The 16,161-nt window shown below is 47.9% G+C and carries 14 protein-coding genes; 4 read left to right on the plus strand and 10 right to left on the minus strand.

Annotation, left to right across the window (positions count from 1 at the left end):
* Positions 1 to 21: 21 nt before the first annotated feature.
* Entirely contained in the window at positions 22 to 948 is a 927-nt protein-coding gene (gene hprK / locus RB160_RS20735) for an HPr(Ser) kinase/phosphatase (RefSeq protein ID WP_316572351.1), read from the minus strand.
* A gap of 187 nt (positions 949 to 1,135) precedes the next feature.
* Here hprK and nagA point away from each other — a divergent pair, with 187 nt between their 5' ends.
* The 3 genes from nagA to RB160_RS20750 all read left to right on the plus strand — a co-directional run bounded on the left by nagA (position 1,136) and on the right by RB160_RS20750 (position 4,144).
* Positions 1,136 to 2,314 carry an N-acetylglucosamine-6-phosphate deacetylase gene (gene nagA / locus RB160_RS20740; protein WP_316572352.1) on the plus strand — a complete coding sequence of 393 codons (1,179 nt, stop codon included), beginning with the start codon at positions 1,136 to 1,138 and terminating at the stop codon, positions 2,312 to 2,314.
* 88 nt (positions 2,315 to 2,402) lie between these two features.
* Positions 2,403 to 3,137 (plus strand): glucosamine-6-phosphate deaminase, encoded by a 735-nt coding sequence (nagB, locus tag RB160_RS20745; protein ID WP_316572353.1) that lies wholly within the window; start codon positions 2,403 to 2,405, stop codon positions 3,135 to 3,137.
* Between the two features lie 209 nt (positions 3,138 to 3,346).
* The gene (locus RB160_RS20750; RefSeq protein WP_316572354.1) at positions 3,347 to 4,144 is read left to right on the plus strand and encodes an N-acetylmuramoyl-L-alanine amidase; all 798 of its coding nucleotides are present in this window, start codon (positions 3,347 to 3,349) and stop codon (positions 4,142 to 4,144) included.
* A gap of 116 nt (positions 4,145 to 4,260) precedes the next feature.
* On the opposite strand, the gene RB160_RS20755 is transcribed toward RB160_RS20750, so the two are convergent.
* From RB160_RS20755 to RB160_RS20795, 9 genes are all read right to left on the minus strand, one after another.
* The gene (locus RB160_RS20755; protein WP_316572355.1) at positions 4,261 to 4,617 is read right to left on the minus strand and encodes a phage holin family protein; all 357 of its coding nucleotides are present in this window, start codon (positions 4,615 to 4,617) and stop codon (positions 4,261 to 4,263) included.
* Between the two features lie 102 nt (positions 4,618 to 4,719).
* Positions 4,720 to 5,844 (minus strand): DUF4097 family beta strand repeat-containing protein, encoded by a 1,125-nt coding sequence (locus tag RB160_RS20760; protein WP_316572356.1) that lies wholly within the window; start codon positions 5,842 to 5,844, stop codon positions 4,720 to 4,722.
* Between the two features lie 103 nt (positions 5,845 to 5,947).
* Positions 5,948 to 6,256, minus strand: coding sequence for a magnetosome magnetite crystal formation protein family (locus RB160_RS20765; protein ID WP_316572357.1), 309 nt, complete (start codon positions 6,254 to 6,256; stop codon positions 5,948 to 5,950).
* Positions 6,257 to 6,323: 67 nt separating this feature from the next.
* Positions 6,324 to 7,238: an ABC transporter permease subunit gene (locus tag RB160_RS20770; RefSeq protein ID WP_316572358.1), complete on the minus strand. Its 915-nt coding sequence runs from the start codon at positions 7,236 to 7,238 to the stop codon at positions 6,324 to 6,326.
* 12 nt (positions 7,239 to 7,250) lie between these two features.
* Positions 7,251 to 8,180, minus strand: coding sequence for an ABC transporter permease subunit (locus RB160_RS20775; protein ID WP_316572359.1), 930 nt, complete (start codon positions 8,178 to 8,180; stop codon positions 7,251 to 7,253).
* Between the two features lie 476 nt (positions 8,181 to 8,656).
* Positions 8,657 to 11,539, minus strand: a complete 2,883-nt coding sequence (gene uvrA / locus RB160_RS20780; protein WP_316572360.1) for an excinuclease ABC subunit UvrA — start codon at positions 11,537 to 11,539, stop codon at positions 8,657 to 8,659.
* Between the two features lie 7 nt (positions 11,540 to 11,546).
* Entirely contained in the window at positions 11,547 to 13,526 is a 1,980-nt protein-coding gene (gene uvrB, locus RB160_RS20785; protein WP_316572361.1) for an excinuclease ABC subunit UvrB, read from the minus strand.
* 448 nt (positions 13,527 to 13,974) lie between these two features.
* Positions 13,975 to 14,208 (minus strand): CsbA family protein, encoded by a 234-nt coding sequence (locus RB160_RS20790; protein WP_316572362.1) that lies wholly within the window; start codon positions 14,206 to 14,208, stop codon positions 13,975 to 13,977.
* Between the two features lie 31 nt (positions 14,209 to 14,239).
* The gene (locus RB160_RS20795; protein WP_316572363.1) at positions 14,240 to 15,085 is read right to left on the minus strand and encodes an STAS domain-containing protein; all 846 of its coding nucleotides are present in this window, start codon (positions 15,083 to 15,085) and stop codon (positions 14,240 to 14,242) included.
* Positions 15,086 to 15,227: 142 nt separating this feature from the next.
* Between RB160_RS20795 and RB160_RS20800 the strand changes: the two genes are divergently transcribed.
* Positions 15,228 to 16,061 (plus strand): YqjF family protein, encoded by an 834-nt coding sequence (locus RB160_RS20800; protein ID WP_316572364.1) that lies wholly within the window; start codon positions 15,228 to 15,230, stop codon positions 16,059 to 16,061.
* Positions 16,062 to 16,161: the final 100 nt, after the last annotated feature.

The raw sequence follows: 16,161 nt of genomic DNA on the forward strand, positions 1-16,161 counted from the left end.
AGCTAAAGGCGGTTACAACAGTTAAGACCGGCCTTCCTCGATTACACCTGACAGCTTTTCAGTGAACTGCTTTGCTGCGTTGACGCCCATACGCTTCAGACGGAAGTTCATCGCGGCAACCTCGATGATAACAGCCAGGTTTCGGCCTGGGCGGACGGGAACTGTCAGTTTCGTAATTTCGGAGTCGATAATTTTCAATTTTTCATCGTCAAGGCCCAGGCGATCGTATTGTTTTTCCTGGTCCCATATTTCAAGATGGATGTTTAAAATAATTTGTTTGTGAGTACGGACAGCTCCAGCGCCGAACAGTGTCATCACATTGATAATGCCGAGTCCACGGATCTCGAGGAGATGTTCGATTAGTTCAGGCGACGTTCCAATTAACGTATTCTGATCCTCCTGGCGAATTTCAACACAATCATCGGCAACAAGCCTGTGGCCGCGCTTCACCAGCTCGAGCGCGGTTTCACTTTTACCAACGCCGCTCTTTCCGGTAATGAGAACCCCCACTCCATAAACGTCTACCAATACTCCATGGACCGCCGTTGTAGGTGCGAGCCTGCTTTCAAGAAAATTAGTCAAGTTCCCGGAGAAGCGGGTTGTCTTGTATTTCGTGCGCAGCACTGGAACGGATTCCCGCTCGGCTGCTTCTATTAATTCTTCCGGAACGTCAAGGCCTCGTGTAATGATGATTGCAGGAGTAATATCCGTGCATAACTGCTCCATCCTTAAGACGCGATCGCTTTCATTCAATTTTTTAAAAAAAGAAAGCTCGGTCATTCCAAGCAGTTGGATGCGTTCAGCTGGATAATAATCAATAAAGCCCGCGAGTTCGATGCCCGGCCTGGATAAATCGCTTGTCGTAATCGGCCTGTCTATTCCTTCACCGCCACAAATGAGTTCAAGGCCAAACTTTTCGTATATATCTCTCGTACGTACTTTCAACAAAGCCCTTCCTCCTTCTCTTCTGGCGCATTCAATTGATTCTATCTATTTTAGCACTTTTTTCATTGGAACAAAATCAAGCCGGCCCATTTAATCATCGTACATACCTGTTGTCTGGACAGCCAAACGAGAAAAACCGTATACTTAAGTGAAGCACCAAGACGTATTTAGGCGAATGGAGCTGGTTAATTTGGCCATTTTACTAAAAATAAAAGGCAGAAGTGTTTTTGAAAATGAAGTCAAAACAAATCAGTACATCTTTATAGAGGATGGAAAAATCTCCGCAGTAGGCCCTTTAGCTGAAGCCAATGGAAAATACCCCGATGCTGAGGTGCATGAAATCGGGGAATCCGAAACGGTCGTACCAGGATTCATTGACCTCCATATTCACGGAGCGGCCGGAGCGGATACAATGGACGGCACACATGAAGCGCTTCGGACGATTGCCAGCGCTTTGCCCGCGGAAGGAACAACCGCATTCCTCGCAACGACAATCACCCAGGAACATGGGAATATCGAGAATGCGCTGAAAAATGCGGCAAGTTACTGCGAAGTTGATAACCGCCCTGGGAAGGCGGAAGTGGTCGGCGTCCATCTTGAAGGGCCATTCATCAATGCAAAAAGGGCGGGGGCGCAGCCAAGGGAATACATTATCGATCCGGATATCGATCTTTTCAAACATTGGCAATCAAGCGCAGCGGGCCTAATTAAGCTCGTCACAACGGCGCCTGAGCTTGAAAACGGAACAAAGTTCATTGAATATTTGGCGAGCACAGGCGTCGTCGCCTCCATCGGCCATACAGACGCCGTCTATGATGAAGTCAAAAAAGCGGTGAATGCAGGAGCAAGGCATGTGACCCATTTATACAACGGCATGCGCGGCATGCACCACCGGGAGCCCGGTACAGCCGGATCGGCGCTATTGTTCAAGGAGCTTCTCGTTGAAATGATAGTCGACGGCATCCATATCGCCCCTGAAATGGTCAAGCTGTCCCTTTCTGCGAAAGGGCCCGATGGGATGGTGCTCGTCACCGACTCAATGAGGGCGAAGTGCCTGAATGCAGGCATTTATGACCTCGGAGGCCAGGATGTAACCGTTGGGGATGGCCGAGCTGTTTTGGCTGATGGCACGCTAGCAGGAAGCATACTAAAAATGAACGACGCGGTCCGGAATGCATCCGATTTTTCCGGCATTGGCCTCCTGGATGCGGTCCGGATGGCAAGCGTGAACCCGGCTAAGCAAATTAGCATTTTTGATAAAAAAGGCAGTATCGCTCCAGGCAAGGACGCGGATTTGGCCGTTCTGGACTCCAACATGGAAGTCGCTGCCACATGGTGCCGAGGGGTGCTGGCGCATAAAAATGAATAAGACTGCAAATTTTTCATTTGGATGATACGGTAAATTCCGTCATAATAATAAACGGTAATAAGTATTGGTTAGGAAAGAGGGATGAAGGATGAAAATTATCAAAGTATCAAATAGTACAGAAATGGCAAAAACCGCCGGGGAAATGATTGCGGAAAAGGTGCGCGCCAACCCGGAGATTGTACTTGGGCTCGCGACGGGCGGTACGCCAATTGGCACATATCAATATTTGATTGAAGATCACAAGGAAAACGGGACTTCTTACAGCAAGGCATCTTCCGTTAACCTCGATGAATATATCGGTCTGCCGAAAACAGATCCCAATAGTTATTATTTCTTTATGAAAACAAATTTGTTTGACCATCTCGACATCAGTCCGGAGAGAACCTTCATTCCTGATGGAACGGCGGACGACCTCGAGGCGGAGTGTACCAATTATGAAAAGAGAATCGCCGAGCTTGGCGGAGTCGACCTCCAGCTTCTTGGAATTGGGCGCAACGGCCATATCGCCTTTAATGAACCAGGCACTTCATTCGATAGCAGGACCCAAATAGTCTCGCTCGCGGAGGAGACAATCACGGATAATGCCCGCTTTTTCTCCTCTCCTGAGGAAGTACCGACAAAGGCGATTTCAATGGGAATCGCGACTATCCTTGAAAGCAAAGAAATTATCCTCCTAGCTAACGGAAAGTCAAAAGCTGAAGCGCTGCACAGCCTCATAAAAGGAGAAGTTACCGAAGACTTCCCAGCATCTGCGCTGCAGCGGCATGGAAATGTGACAATCATTGCCGATGAGGATGCGCTCAGCCTGATTAATGATATTTGACCAAAAGGGCCGTTAGGTACTTGCAGTTCGATAATTTAGCAGGAAAAATTTGAACAATACGATTATGAAAAAGAGCCAAATGGCTCTTTTTTGTTTTACCCCCCTCTACATTTAGAATGTAATTTAAATAAATACCAGCTTGTCCCTATCCACTATCGAAACTTTTTCATATTTAGTAAGAGAAAGAGTTTATAAAGGGGGTTAGTTAGATGAAGTTAATGCTGGATGCGGGCCATGGCTATTCTACTGCGGGCAAGCGGAGTCCTTCGGGGATGCGGGAATACGAATTTAACAGGGCTGTTGCAGGCTATGCAAAAAAGGAACTCGAAACATATCAGGATGTTTTGGTATACTTCGCCCACTCGGACGACAGGGATGTCCCTCTCAAGGAACGGACAGACAAGGCAAACCAATTAAAGGTGGATGCCTATGTGGCGATTCACGCAAATGCGTACCAAAATACATGGAACAGCGCGAACGGGGTCGATACGTTCGTTTACGTGACAAAACCAAAGGATGCCTATGAGCTTGCCTTAAAGGTTCAGAAAAATCTGGTCGAAAAAACCGGCCGCCGTGACCGGGGCGTCAAGACCGCCGATTTTCACGTCTTGAGGGAAACAAATATGACCGCCATTCTTACGGAATGCGGGTTCATGACCAACCTGGAAGAAGAGTCCCTTCTGCGTTCCGACTCCTACAGGCAGATTTGCGGAAAGGCGATTGCCGCCGGGATTGCCGAACATTACGCATTAAAGAAAACACCAGCGGCACCTGATTCTGGCGGAGGGAATCTTTATCATGTTCAGGCGGGGGCTTTCCGTGATAAAGCCAATGCCGATGATTTGATAAAGAAACTGTCGATTAAAGGCTACCACGCTTATACCACAATGGGGAAAGATGGCCTACATAAAGTACAGGCAGGCGCCTTTTCCAAAAAAGAAAATGCCGAAGCACTTGTAATAAAGCTGAAGGCCGATGGATTTACAGCCTTTGTCTATCTTGAATAAGGTACAAGATTCCGAAAAAGTTCCGTGGTAGATGATGTTTTTCCCGTTGAAAACTATCTTCCAACCTGGCAGGCAACGAAAAAAAGCGCGATTCGCCGCGCTTTTTTCATTGAGCTCTATTTTTTCTTTTTATCCATCACGAATTTTTGGATGATGATATTCACCAACGAGAGGATGATTGCCGCGAGCAGCGCCATCCCGAAGCCTGAGATATCAAATGCCGGCCCCATGAGTGCATCTGTCAATAGCAGTGTTATCGCGTTGATTACAAACAAAAACAGCCCTAGAGTCAAAATAGTAGCAGGCAAGGTGAGCAAAATGAGTACAGGCCTGACGAGCACGTTCAGGATGGACAGCAGGAAACTTGCAACAATGGCGGCGCCAAAGCCCGAAAGCCGGAAAGCATCATCAAAATACCCCGCGATTGCCATGAACAATATTGCATTGATTCCAATCCCAATTAGCCATCTCATTTGTAGCTCACCCTTTCGTTTACAGCAACCTTCTCTTTTTTTAAAAATTCATACGGAATACCTATCTAAATCAAATTCGAATGACGTAGCCGCAACTATCAATTAAAATTCATCCTTCTTATAAGTACCGGCCTTTTTGACAGTGATGCCGCCGGTTTTTGTTTCGGCGATGATCCGGGCAGTCCGTCCATCTGGCTGGATCGTTTTAAAGCGGAGCATTTTCTGGATCATCTCGCTCTTTTCTTCAAGAAGCTGGATCCTGTCGAGGTCAACCTGGAATCCGCCTAAATTGGACCTTAGTTCGCCATCGACCGCTTGGCCGTCCGGCACATATATATCGATTCCTCCGGTCGCCGCTTTTGCCGAAATGAACTCGCATGCCCCCTGAATGTCACAGGTGATGCCACCGGTAAAGGTCCTAAGATCCGCCGATTGGAAGGAGCCCTCCAGCTTGATGCCGCCATTGATCGTTTCGGCCTCAACCTTTTCCACAGCGCAGCCTTTCAGCTTAATGTGCCCATTTCCGGTCTCGGCCTCAAGCTTTTTGCCGGAAATTCTTTTAAAGGAAATTTTTCCGCTCCCCGTCTTTGCCTTTACATCTGCCGCGCGGAGATTTTCCCCGGTTACCGGCCCGTTGAACAATTTAGCGCGAACCTTCTCGTACGACGAGTCCGGGACATACAGGACTGTGTCCACCTTCATCCATTTATGATTCGTTAAAAATCTAAGCCTTCCGTCGTTAACATCGAAAACAACCGTTTCAAGTAGCGTTTTCCTTGCCTCATCCTGGTTCTCGACCCGGTAAACACGGGCCTGGCAATCAGCCCGGACGTTTTGCTGGTCCCATGGGACAATCTTCAGCGAGCCGTTTGCAATGCTTACATCAATGTCAGTCAGGCTCACTGCGTTCTGGTGGAAAATGTGTGAAATTTCCACGGATTGGCCAAAATTGAAATCCAGATCCAGCTCCTTGATTTTTTTAATCGCGGTATCAAGAAGTTCAAATAGCTTATCCTTCGTTGTATGAGACCTGTATGGCTCATCGCTTCCCCTACTGCTTTCGGGCTCCTCCTGCACGACTACCGAAAGCTCGTTCCTCAGCTCCTGCTCCTTCTCGCCGGCAATCTTGGACGACTTTTCCAATTCCTCAAGCAGGGTGATGGCTTCCACCGCTGATAAACTGCCACGCTCAACCATTTCCAAAATCCTTCTACGTTCTTCCTTCACAAAAATACTCCCCTTCCTCTACTTTTTCCTTCATGTATATCAGAAATTAGCCTAAACAGGGATGTTCGTTTCATTCCTTGCCAATTTTGCAAGTTTGTACAGCTTACAGCTCCTGGATCGTTTTTATTCCTTTCACAACATTCCAGATGATTACGCCAATCGACAGGATTCCGTATATCCCCATGCCGAGTATCGCAATCCCAAATCCTGCATCAGACCCGGCACCCGCTATCGCACCAAGCATCGCAAACGGAATCGCCACGAATGGTATAAGGTGGGATAACAATGCCTTTTTGGCGTGTTCCTTCGTGATGAAATCATCTACTACAAAATAAACGACAATTGGAAATAGGAACGGTGCAAAAAAAATGCTGAAATAGCATAATCCTGATAGGATTTTCCTTGTATCCATAACACCAGCCTCCTTCCCCTGTTTTTACGGGCCTTTTCCTGAAAAGTTTCAGGATGTGTTGTTTTTTTTACAAATCATACCTTGCAGTCCGGTGCTTGCTTTCAAAATAACGTTGAAGCCCTCCCGCAAACAGATTGATGAACAGAAGGGTGATGCCGATTGCGCCTATCCCGGCAAACGGAATCCATTTGTAAATTCGGACATCATGAAGGATCGTAGTAAAAATCATTGGCCACGATGGAGAAGTGTTGACAACTTCATACGCCGATCCCCATTCGTTCATCATGAATTTCTGGCTGATGAAAATAAAGACGATGCCAAGCTGCGCAAGAAGGAATAGCGTCCTGCCGATATCATTTATAATCATTACAATAATATTTGGTATGACGACAGGCATGTAATAATTCCTGAACAATGTGTACGGCGAGCAGCCAGAGACAATTCCCGCCTCAATATATGGCCGTTTCTCTGTATCCCGCAAATGTGTGTGAATGATTTCGGCGACCCTCCCTGTTTCTAGCAAAGCAAGGATTAAAATCATATAAAATGGCCTCCAATCAGAGAAAAAGATGAGTGGCAGGCCGGAAAAAAACGATACGAAGAAAATTGGCGGCATAAATGAAAAAAGCTGCTGCCAGCCGTTCATGACCCCCTCCATAAATTTGGAGTAAAAGCCGGCTACAGCTAGCGGAACTGCAAATACGTAACGCAGCGCTACGACGCTCAGGACAATTTTAAGCGTTTCTCCCGTTCCCATTATGAGCAGGCTCAGGATATCCACCCCTTTATGGGTGCTTCCAAGCGGATATCCTTCCATTGGCGGAAATGGTACTAGGATGATTTTCCCCTCATCCGTTCTAATCGCTCCAGTTTCTTTCAGCTCCGTATCAACAAATGGCCAATACGGCCCCACCACAGCGACGACACCTAAGAGAATAAGAAAAAAAGCACCAGTCCAAAGCCTCCAGTTATCCTTCATCATGCTTCATTCCTTTCAAGCGGATACAGCAGGCTTTTTCCAATCTGGCTGACTAATTTTTGAAAGGAAAATAACTGATGTAAAAAGAAAGATATACCCCGCCGCGCTATAAATATTGATTGGGTATTGTTCCTGCCCTACAGCAAATATGAATGGCGATGCAACGGACTGATAAAAGAAATAGGCCGCACCGCGGTAATTCGTCAAGAATTCAACAATGAACAAGTTTGATAAAGTATAAAGTGTAATGGTGTTCGTATGGCTGAGTATTTTCGGATAGCAGTTTTTTAGAACATGCGTGTAGAGAACCCTTAATGAAGAAGTCCCTTTCGAAAAAGCCGTCTTGATGTAATCCATTGCCTGCTCATCGCGGATGCTTAAAAACGTGATATTGGCAATATAAAATACTGGGTAAATGGAGAGATAAATAATTCCGAGAATCGTCGTGCTCATTGTGTCGCTTCCGTAAACCCGCATGTAAGGGAGAAGGCCCCAACTGTACGCCGTCATGACTCCAATCTGTATCATGATAATTAAAAACAGGTCCGGAATTGAAAGAAAGAACCTTGTTAATGTTTCACCAAAAATATTAGTCTTCTTGTTTCTGATTCGATAGTCGAGCACCCCTTTGGCCACTCCAACGAATAGGCCGATGAATAAGGCAGGGATTGCAATTTTCATGCTCTTTATAAAGGTGTGCATAATGCTTTCAACCCGCGAATGGCCCTCCATTACATCCCCGAGGCCTTTGTTTTCCTTGATATATGTAATAAACTCCTGAAATTGATCAATATGTTTCTCAAGCGAATATTCGTATTTCGCCCCAAGAAATTTAACAGCTCGGCCTTCCTGGTAGATGATATCCCTGGGTAAAAACAAAAGAGCCAAAAATAGCGTCATAACCAAAACCCACATCGCCGCTTGCTTAAGTAAAAACTTTAACATCTTTCTCACATCCCCTTTGGGCTGAAACCAGCACACAGACACTTTTTTCCGCAGCAATTTTGTGTTGGGTAAGCTCCTTCTTTCTTTACTATTACATTCATTTTACACAAACTTCAGAATTGTAACAATTTTGGAAGAAAGATGTAACGAAATCCACAGGTGACGTATACCGAGAACATTTAAACTTAGTTGACGAATTGGAAGAAAAAAAGGATATAGATTGTTAAAGAATATTCCTTGTGGGGATTCTCATTTTGGTTAACTGTTAATCAGGACTCATCTCCCTCTTAAAACCAATTCTGTGTCCCGATTCCTGGGGTTTCGGGATTCAACTCGCTACTAAAACCGAATCTGTGTCACAATTAAGAGGGCGTGGGACTCATGTCGCTCCCAAAGAGTTTGAAGCATACATTTAAAAAATTTGTCTCCTAACACGAAAAAAGGAACCGCCCTTTTAAATGAGCGGTCCCGTTTTACTATCTTGCTTTAGCTGTTTGCTTTTCAGTTCCTTCGACCTGTTTGAGCATCCTGGCGCGGTCACGTTCGAGGATTGGCTTCAGGTAGCGGCCGGTATGCGATTCAGGGACTTCGGCCACCTGTTCAGGCGTTCCGGTTGCCACAATCGTTCCGCCTTTGTCGCCGCCTTCAGGACCAAGGTCGACAAGATAATCGGCTGTTTTAATGACATCAAGGTTGTGCTCGATGACTAAGACTGTGTCGCCGTTTTCAACGAGGCGCTGCAGTACATTCAGCAAGCGGGAGATGTCATCGGCATGCAGACCGGTAGTCGGCTCATCGAGGATATACATAGTCTTGCCGTTTGAGCGCCTGTGCAACTCGGAGGCAAGTTTAACCCGCTGCGCTTCCCCGCCGGAAAGAGTTGTCGCAGGCTGGCCTAGTCTCACATAGCCAAGGCCGACATCTGCAATCGTCTGGAGTTTGCGGCTGATTTTTGGATGATTGGCAAAAAACTCAACTGCGTCATCGACGGTCATATCAAGGACATCAGAGATGTTTTTGCCTTTATATTTCACTTCAAGTGTCTCACGATTGTAGCGTTTACCGTGGCATACCTCACACGGTACATAAACATCCGGCAAAAAGTGCATCTCAATTTTGATGATGCCATCGCCGCGGCAGGCTTCACAGCGCCCTCCTTTGATGTTGAAGGAAAAACGCCCCTTCTTGTAGCCGCGCACCTTCGCTTCATTCGTATTGGCAAATAAATCGCGGATATCATCGAATACACCGGTGTACGTTGCCGGGTTTGAACGTGGCGTCCGGCCAATTGGCGACTGGTCGATATCGATGACTTTATCAAGCTGGTCAATGCCCTTGATGCTTTTGTGCGCTCCGGGCCTCGTTTTAGCCCTGTGCAGTTTTTGGGCAAGGGACTTCTGAAGAATTTCATTTACAAGCGTACTTTTTCCAGAACCGGAAACGCCGGTGACAGCCTGAAACACGCCCAACGGAAACTTGACTGAAACATTTTTCAGATTGTTTTCGGTAGCGCCCTTAATTTCAATAAATCGGCCATCTGGCTTGCGCCGTTCGATCGGAAGCGGGATGAACTTTTTGCCGGCCAAATATTGGCCTGTCAATGACGCGGGATCGTTCATTACTTCCTCAGGCTTTCCAGCCGAAACAATTTCGCCACCATGAACCCCGGCACCCGGACCGATATCGATCAAATAATCGGCAGCGAGCATGGTATCTTCGTCGTGCTCAACAACGATCAAGGTATTGCCGATATCACGCATGCTCTTCAATGTGCTGATTAGTTTATCATTATCGCGCTGGTGAAGGCCTATCGACGGCTCATCCAGGATATAGAGAACCCCGGTCAGGCGCGAGCCGATTTGTGTGGCGAGCCTAATCCGCTGGGCTTCACCGCCGGAAAGTGTCCCGGCTGCTCTGCTTAAAGTCAGATAATCCAGGCCGACATTCACCAAAAAGCCGAGCCGCTCATTAATCTCCTGGAGAATGAGTCTTGCAATCTGCTTTTCTTTTTCAGTTAGGTCAAGGGATCGGAAAAATTGCTTTGCTTCCTCGACAGAGAGTTCGCTTACTTCGCCAATATGCCTACCTGTAATGAGGACAGCTAGTGTTTCTTTCTTTAGCCTGTACCCATGGCAGGTTGGGCAGGGCTGTTGCCCCATGTATTTTTCCATCTGTTCACGGATCCAGTCGGAACTCGTTTCCTTGAAGCGGCGCTCGACATTCCGTAAGACACCTTCAAAAACGATATAGCCATCCTTTACCTGGCCGAAATCATTCCGATAGCGGAAGTAGATTTTCTTCCCTTCCGATCCATACAAAATGCGGTCCATCTTGCTTTTTGGCAAGTCCTTGACTGGAACATCCATATCGATGCCGTAATGGTCGCACACAGCCTTTAAAAGCTGCGGATAATATTGTGAAGAGACTGATTCCCAGGCGGCAATCGCGTTTTGGTTCAAGGTTAGTTCCTTGTTCGGGATAACAAGGTCCGGATCGACTTCCATTTTTGCGCCTAACCCATCACATTCCGTACAAGCCCCGAACGGGCTGTTGAACGAAAACATCCTAGGTTCGAGTTCACCGATTGAAAAACCGCAGAGCGGGCAGGCATGGTGTTCGCTGAACAGCAGTTCCTCTTCGCCAATGACGTCGATGACAACCTTCCCGTCCCCTAGCCCGAGCGCGGTTTCCAGTGAGTCCGCTAGCCTGGCCGCGATTCCTTCTTTTACAACGACACGGTCTACGACAACGTCGATCGAGTGTTTCTTATTTTTTTCCAACGTAATTTCATCGCTTAAATCAAGCATTTCCCCGTCAATGCGGACGCGGACAAATCCCTGTTTCTTTATATCTTCAAGTACCTGGACATGGGTCCCTTTCCTGCCCGATACGACCGGTGCGAGAATCTGCAGCCTCGTCCGTTCAGGGTATTCCATGATCCGGTCAACCATTTGCTCAATCGTTTGGGAAGATATCTCGATTCCATGGTTCGGGCACACGGGGCGCCCAACACGGGCAAAAAGAAGTCTTAAATAATCGTGAATTTCCGTGACCGTCCCGACGGTCGAGCGCGGGTTGCGGCTCGTTGTTTTCTGGTCGATTGATATCGCCGGCGAAAGGCCCTCGATTGCATCGACATCCGGTTTGTCCATCTGCCCAAGGAACTGGCGGGCATAGGCGGACAGCGATTCGACATAGCGGCGCTGCCCTTCCGCATAAATGGTGTCAAAGGCAAGCGAGGACTTTCCGGATCCGGAAAGCCCTGTCAAAACGACAAGTTTATCTCTCGGAATGGTGACATCAATATTTTTTAAATTGTGGGCCCTGGCGCCTTTTACGACAAGTTTATCCATAGCCATGTTACAGTCATCCTTCCGCTTTCAGCTCTAGTATCAGGTCGCGAAGCTCTGCGGCGCGTTCAAAGTTAAGCGCCTTTGCTGCTTCCTTCATTTCTTTTTCCATGTCGGCAATCACGCGATCGCGGTCCTTTTTGGCCAGCTTTCCGAGTGATTTCGCCGGTGAATACGCTTCGCCTTCCTCAGCGGCCTGCGTGGCGCGGATCGCATCGCGGATGTCTTTCTGAATCGTCATCGGAGTGATGCCGTGCTTTTTGTTGTATTCTTCCTGGATGGCGCGGCGGCGCTTCGTTTCTTCAATCGCAATCTGCATGGAATTCGTCATCTTATCCGCATACATGATGACGTGCCCGCGTTCGTTACGGGCGGCACGGCCGATTGTCTGGATCAACGACCGCTCTGAACGGAGGAAACCTTCCTTATCGGCGTCAAGGATTGCGACAAGCGACACTTCCGGAATATCGAGGCCCTCCCGGAGAAGATTGATTCCTACAAGCACATCGTATTTCCCGAGGCGCAGCTCGCGAATAATTTCAATCCGTTCCAGTGTCTTGACTTCGGAATGCAAGTATTGCACCTTGATGCCAATTTCCTTCAGATAATCGGTCAGGTCTTCGGACATTTTTTTCGTCAAGGTCGTCACTAGTACACGCTCATTCCTCTTGACCCGTTCGTTGATTTCGCCAATCAGGTCGTCAATCTGGCCTTCAATTGGGCGCACGTCAATATTTGGATCCAATAGCCCCGTGGGCCGGATAATCTGTTCGACCATTTCCGGTGTATGTTCAATTTCATATGGGCCTGGCGTAGCCGAAACAGCGATTAGCTGGTTGATATGCTGCTCGAATTCCTCGAATTTGAGTGGGCGGTTATCAAGCGCGGACGGCAAGCGGAAGCCATGGTCGACAAGTACCTGCTTCCGGGCCTTGTCTCCATTAAACATACCCCTGATTTGTGGCAGCGTAACATGGGACTCGTCAACGACAATCAAGAAGTCGTCCGGAAAGTAGTCGAGAAGTGTATATGGAGTCGAACCCGGCGGCCTGAGCGTCAAATGGCGGGAATAGTTTTCAATGCCGGAGCAGAAGCCCATTTCCCTCATCATTTCAAGGTCATAGCGGGTCCGCTGCTCGAGTCGCTGTGCTTCAAGCAGCTTTTCCTCGGCGCGGAGTTCCTCGAGACGCTCTTCCAGTTCTTTTTCAATATTTTCGATTGCTAGCCTCAGCTTTGCTTCCCTTGTCACGAAGTGGGATGCCGGGAAAATGGCGACATGGTTCCGCTCACCAATGATTTCGCCTGTCAGGGCGTCTACTTCGCGTATGCGTTCGACCTCGTCGCCAAAAAACTCGACGCGGATGCAATGCTCGTCTTTTGACACCGGGAAGATTTCGACAACGTCGCCCCGTACCCTGAACGTACCGCGCTTAAAGTCGATGTCATTCCGGGCATACTGGATATCGACGAGCTTATGGAGCAGCTTGTTCCGTTCGATTTCCATCCCCGCCCGGAGGCTGAGCACCATTTCCTTGTATTCTTCCGGAGAACCCAAACCATAAATGCACGATACAGATGCGATGATAATGACGTCACGACGCTCGAACAAAGAAGAAGTAGCCGAGTGGCGAAGCTTGTCAATTTCATCATTGATGCTCGCGTCTTTTTCAATGAATGTATCGGTCTGGGGCACATAGGCCTCCGGCTGGTAGTAATCGTAGTAGCTGACAAAATACTCGACCGCGTTGTTCGGGAAAAATTCCTTGAACTCGCTGTAAAGCTGGCCGGCGAGCGTCTTATTATGGGCGATGACAAGCGTCGGTTTGTTTACCTCCTTGATGACATTGGAAACGGTAAACGTCTTACCCGTACCCGTCGCGCCAAGAAGCGTCTGGATGGGCTTCTTTTTGTAAATACCGTCGACAAGCTTTTTAATCGCTTCGGGCTGGTCCCCCTGCGGCTTGTATTTGGACACTAATTCAAATTGGTTCTTCACGTTTATCCGAACCTCCAATACTAAAATAAAGCGTCTATTGGCAAACACGGGTGTATGGTTTAATCATTCAAGGTGTGCATATTGGCGTTTCTCTGCCGCCAATTCATATGGTAATCAGTATGCCCGCCATGGCGCCTCATTCAAACCGGCTGGCTCCAAAGACGGCCATATTACGGACAAACTGAAAGGATGCCGAAATTCACAATCCCGGCATTGCTAAAAATCTTATAAAAACATTCTACCACAAAGGGGAGGGCGCAAACCAACATTATACGAACAAATATTCGATTTAATTTTTGGTTTTCCTGCTACATTCAGGATGTTTTTTGGAAAATTTGATAACGTGTTGGGTATGCTTGCTTTATACCCGCGGTTTATATGGTGCGGGGGCCAATTTTTCATTAGGCCCAGAAATAGAAAAACCCGCCGGAGTTTGGCGGGTAGCTGGTCAGGCTTTGTTTGCGGTTTCTTTCGGCTTAAGGTGCGAGGCGGCCCAAAAGCCCACGGTGAGCGAGAAGGCGTCGACAATGATGAGTCCCCAGCTGTTTGTGTAGCCTTTGTAGACGGATGCCGCGATGAGGCCGACTGTTAGGGCGAGTGCAATGACCCGGTTGTAGGTGACCCTTGCAAACAGCATGACGCACAGGCCGGGCAGGAAGAATGCTGATAGATATTGAATCACCTTTTACCCCCCTTTTGATTTGGTTCGTGCGCTAGTCTTGCCAGTTGAGCTTTGTCAACGCTGCGGCGAGGTCCTGTTCGAATTCGGTGTTATCGAAGTTGATTCCAAGGGTGATAGCAGCCTTGGCGACCTCTGGCCTGATACCGGAAAGGATCGCGCGGATGCCAATCAGGTTCAATCCCTTGAATAATTTTGACAACTCACATGCGACGGCGGAGTCCATTTCGGGTACGCCCGACATGTCAATAACGAGCTTGTTGATGCGCATAGCGGCGCTTTGGTTCAGGACGGATTCCAGGATGTCAGCGGCACGGTCAATGTCGATTTCACCGATGAGCGGTAATACACCCGTACCTTTTGTTACCGGTATGACCGGTGAACTTAGCTCGTAGATCATCTTTTCCTTTTCCGAAATCAGCTTGCTGTGGACTTCGTAGTAATGTTTTGAAAATAAATCAATGACTTTGTCAAAGGCAAAATTGATTTGCTTTGTCCAACGGAAAATGTCTTCGAATGAGAGCTCTTTCTCGTAATCACGCGCGAAATTTTCGATAAAAAGTATGATGACACTCCGGAAAATCCCGAATTGCTTAATCACAGAGTGAAGCGGTACCCCTGAATTTACCCGGTCCTCCGATACCATACGGGTCCAGTCGAGAATTCCCTTTTTGAATCCCTCTTCTTCCTCAATAAAGACTTTTATGATCCGTTCAATAAAAAGCTTGTTTTGTTCGCGGAGTTTGTTGACAAGCTCTGGGGATGCTTCGATTGAATAAGGCGAACCGGCTTTTTCGGTCCTCCGGCTAAGCCATTCCTCTGTCATATCGGCCGAACGGGAAAGTAGATTATAATAGAGTTCTTGTTCTAAATCTTTCATTTTTTCCCCCGCAATTGTTGTAATTTTTATTCTATCATACCCGAAATAGCATTTATTTGCATATAGGGCGCCTGCTTTTTCAACTTTGGCGGATGTATAGGCTGGCTTAGCGGAAAATTGGGTAAGGGTAAAGGATAGGAAAGTGCTGAATGAAAGGTGGTTCACGAATATGGACGAGTTGCTGAGGGAGACGGCTCATCGGCCCTACCCCCTGCCGGATGCGCCATGGCTGATGACCCAGACGTGGGAGAGTCTGCTTTTTTTGCATTGGCCTGTTGATGCCGCCATGGTCAGGCAGCAGGTACCGGAAGAAATGGAGCTTGATACGTGGGAAGGCCAGGCGTGGATTTCAATATCGCCGTTCCAGGTCAAGCACCAGCGGTTCAGGGCGCTGCCAGAAATCCCTATGCTGAATGAGTATTTGGAGCTCAATGTGAGGACGTATGTAAAACGTAAGGGGAGGCAGGGCATCTGGTTCTTTTCGTTGGATGCGAACCTTGCCCCGGCGGTTTTCGCGGCAAACGGTCTGCTTGCGCTTCCTTATAAAAATGCGGAGATGTCGTTTGATGAGGAAAGTGCGGAGGAGAACCACGGCGCGGAAGACTTGAGTGTGCCAGAAAATAGCACGAGCGCGGCGGCCAATTTTCACAAAAGAAAAGGTTTTCGGTTTTCGAACAGGCGGATTACGGGCGAGGATGGGGTCGGCCGTTTTGAGTGTTTGTATCGGCCGGTTTCGGAGCCGGGTTTGTGCAGGGCAGGGACGCTGGAGCATTGGCTGGTTGAGCGGTATTGCCTGTTCACGGTCCGGGATGGCAAGGTGCTGCGCGGCGATATTCACCATCTGCCGTGGGATGTGTCGGTTGCGGAGGCTGTGGTTGATGTGAATACGATGAGCCCGGTGGTTCTGCCGGGGAAACCGCTGCTTCAGTATTGCGAGTCGAAGAAGGTGCTGATGTTTCCTTTTGTGGAGGACTAGGGAAACCATAGCGAAAGAAGTGGCAGCCCACATTTTAGAATTTGGGCTGCCACTTTTTTCGAAAAATAATTGCTTTCTAGCAGCAATCCTTGTTATAGAA

The organism is Neobacillus sp. YIM B06451, from assembly GCF_032667185.1.
Lineage (GTDB): Bacteria > Bacillota > Bacilli > Bacillales > Cytobacillaceae > Bacillus_D.